Source organism: Bradyrhizobium nivariense (genome assembly GCF_029846695.2).
Classification (GTDB): domain Bacteria; phylum Pseudomonadota; class Alphaproteobacteria; order Rhizobiales; family Xanthobacteraceae; genus Bradyrhizobium.
Genome location: NZ_JARWCR020000150.1, coordinates 1 through 3,601, shown reverse-complemented (window position 1 = coordinate 3,601; position 3,601 = coordinate 1). Strand labels below are relative to the sequence as shown.

Here is a 3,601-nt window from a genome sequence, read left to right as displayed (position 1 = left end):
CCGGTGCGCGAGCTCGACATGCTGCCGGCCGACGAACGCACCTATCTGCTGGAGGAGTTGAACCGGACGGCGGCGCCCTATCCGGCGGAGCAGTGCATCCATGAGCTGTTCGAGGCGCAGGTGCGCCGTGCGCCGGACGCGGTGGCGGTGGTCTGCGAGGGCGAGCGCGTGAGCTATGGCGAGCTCAATGCACGGGCGAACCGCCTCGCGCATCATCTGGTCGGGCTCGGGGTCAAGCCGGATCAGCCGGTGGCGATCTGCCTTGAGCGCAGCGTGGCGATGGTGGTGGGGCTTTTAGCGGTCCTCAAGGCCGGCGGGGCGTATCTGCCGCTGGACCCGGCCTATCCGTCCGCACGGCTGCGGCAGCTCCTCAACGATGCGGCGCCGCGACTGCTGCTGGCCGATGCGGCGGGGCGTGCCGCGCTGGGCTGTGATGCGCTCCTCGATCTGACGGTGATCGATCTGGCGACGGCGACGCCGGCCTGGGCGAACCTGCCGGAATCCAATCCGGACCCACGCGCCCTCGGCCTGACCTCGCGCCATCTCGCCTATGTGATCTACACCTCAGGATCAACCGGTACGCCAAAGGGAGCACAGAGCGAGCACCGCGCCATCATCAACCGCCTGATCTGGATGCAAAACGCCTATGCTCTCAAGGCAACGGATGTCGTGTTGCAGAAGACGCCGTTTGGCTTCGACGTCTCGGCCTGGGAGTTCTTCTGGACCCTGCTTCAAGGCGCAAGGCTGGCGCTGGCGCCTCCGGATGCGCACAAAGATCCCGATGCATTGGTCGACTTGATCATCACCCAGCGCATCACGACGGTCCACTTCGTGCCGTCCATGCTAGTCAGCTTCTTGGATGCGAAGGGAGTTGAGCACTGCAGATCGCTGCGGCGTCTTGTGTGCAGCGGCGAGGCGCTTGCTGCCGCCAGTGTGCATAAGGTTCGGCGCGTATTGCCTTGGACCGGCCTGCACAATCTCTACGGTCCGACCGAAGCTGCGATCGACGTGACGGCATGGAGCTGCCCCGAGGAGTTTGATGGAGCCATTGTCCCGATCGGCCGACCGATCGCGAACACGCGGGTGTATCTGCTGGACGGTCATGCTGAGCCCGTTCCGTTTGGGGCGGTCGGGGAGCTTTACATTGGCGGGGCCGGGGTCGCGCGCGGCTATCTGAACCGGCCCGAGCTGACGGCGGAGCGGTTCATCGCCAGTCCCTTTGTGGAAGGCGACCGGCTGTACCGGACCGGCGACCTGGCGCGCTATCTGCCGGACGGCAATCTGGCGTTTTTGGGCCGCAACGACGAGCAGGTAAAGATCCGCGGCTTCCGGATCGAGCCGGGCGAGATCGCGGCACGGCTCGTCGAACATCCGTTCGTGCGCGATGCGGTGGTGGTGGCGCAACAGGATCGCACCGGCGAGCAGCGTCTTGTCGGCTATGTGGTGTGTGCGCTGGAGGCTGGATCGGATGCGCTGGATGGAGCCGAGCTTGCCGGCACGTTGCGCGCGCATGTGAGTGCGCGGCTGCCCGACTACATGGTGCCGGCTGCATTTGTGCGGCTGGCAGCGCTGCCGCTGACGGCAAACGGCAAGCTCGACCGCAACGCGCTGCCGATGCCTGAGGATGCGGCCTATGCGCGCGCGGCCTATGAGCCGCCGCGGGGCGAGACCGAGACCGCGCTGGCGACGATCTGGGCGGAGCTTCTCGGTCTGGCGCGGGTCGGGCGGCACGACAACTTCTTCGAACTGGGCGGCCACTCGCTTCTTGCCGTGCGGCTGTTGAGCCGGGTCTCGCAGGCTTTGGGTGTCGCACTCCCGCTGATGACGCTGTTTGCCAAACCGGTGCTGGCGGACCTCGCTCGCGAGACTTCCATTACTTTGCTCGAACGTGAATTTGATCGCGACGAGCTTCAGAAGCTGGTCTCTCTGGGTGCCGAGAAATGACGGATGTCGTTAGGACCGACTTGGAGAAGCTGGATGCGGAAGGCTTAGCGAAGCTCCTTGCACTCGCCAAGGAGAGAAACCGCTGTGGCGGCCGAAAAGCTCCGTCGATCCCAGCAGTTGGACGCGAAAGCGCTCGTGCACCGTCTTTTGCGCAGCAGCGGCTATGGTTTTTGGCTCAGCTGGACGAGGGCAGCACGAACTATCACATCCCGCTGGCCTTGCGGCTGCGTGGTGCGCTCGACCGCAGCGCCTGGCAGCGCAGCCTTGACCGCTTGTTTGCGCGTCATGAGGCGCTGCGCAGTGTCTTTGTCGCACCGCAGGGCACACCCCGGGTTGAGGTTCTGCCGCCGGATTCGGGGCTGCCGGTGGTGGAGCACGATCTGCAGGACAGGGTAGATGCGGACGCCGCGCTTGCGGAGCTGTGCCAGCAAGAGGCGCGCAGACCGTTCGATCTGGCGCATGGCCCGCTGATCCGCGGCCGGCTGATCCGGCTGTCGGATGAGGAACACGTCTTCCTGCTGACCCAGCATCACATCGTCTCGGACGGCTGGTCGCTGGGCGTGCTGGTGCGTGAACTCAGTCAGCTGTACCGGGCGTTCGTGTCCGGAGAAGACGATCCGCTGCCGCCGCTTGCGATCCAGTATCCGGATTATGCCGCCTGGCAGCGGCAGTGGCTCTCGGGCGAGCGGCTGCAGAGCCAGGCGCATTATTGGCGCAATAATCTATCTGGCGCCCCAGCCCGTCTGGACTTGCCGACGGACCGGCCGCGGCCGGCGCAACAGTCGTTTGCCGGGGCCAGTGTGCCTGTCGTCATCGATGCGGATCTGACGCGGGGGCTGAAGCAGCTGAGCCGGCAACATGGCACGACGTTGTTCATGACGGTGCTGGCGGCGTGGGCGGCGGTGCTGGCGCGTCTGTCAGGACAGGACGACCTTGTGATCGGGGTGCCGAGCGCCAATCGCGGCCGGCGCGAGATCGAAGAGTTGATCGGCTTCTTCGTCAACACCCTGGCGCTTCGCCTCGACCTGTCGGGCGCGCCGAGCGTGTCGCAGCTTCTGGAACGGACGCGGCGCACGGCGCTGGCTGCGCAGGAGCATCAGGACCTGCCGTTTGAGCAGGTGGTCGAGATCGTGCAGCCGCCCCGGCATCTTGATCACACGCCGCTGTTCCAGGTGATGTTGGCCTGGCAACACGACGCCGTCGAGTCGTTCGACCTTGCCGGGCTGCGCGTCGAGGCGGCGGGGCAGGGCTACGATCAGGTCAAGTTCGATCTGGAGCTGAACCTCGGCGAGCGCGGCGAGGTGATTGCGGGAACGCTGGGTTATGCCACAGCGCTGTTTGATCCGACGACGATCGAGCGGCAGCGTGGCTATCTGCTGGCGCTGCTGCGGGCGATGGTTGCCGATGCGCGGCAACCGGTCGGGCGGATTGAGCTGCTGTCGCCCGCTGAGCGCGCCTACCTGCTGGAGGAGTTGAACCGGACGGCGGCGCCCTATCCGGCGGAGCAGTGCATCCATGAGCTGTTCGAGACGCAGGTGCGCCGTGCGCCGGACGCGGTGGCGGTGGTCTGCGAGGGCGAGCGCGTGAGCTATGGCGAGCTCAATGCACGGGCGAACCGCCTCGCGCATCATCTGGTCGGGCTCGGGGTCAAGCCGGA

At 66.1% G+C, this 3,601-nt stretch carries 2 protein-coding genes; both read left to right on the top strand.

The window, feature by feature from the left end; translation table 11 throughout:
- Window positions 1-1,944: amino acid adenylation domain-containing protein (locus tag QCM77_RS45385; protein WP_280097072.1), on the top strand; the 1,944-nt coding region annotated here is incomplete at its 5' end.
- On the top strand, window positions 1,941-3,601 hold a 1,661-nt coding region (locus QCM77_RS45380; protein WP_280097071.1), incomplete at its 3' end, for a condensation domain-containing protein. The genes QCM77_RS45385 and QCM77_RS45380, both read left to right, overlap by 4 nt.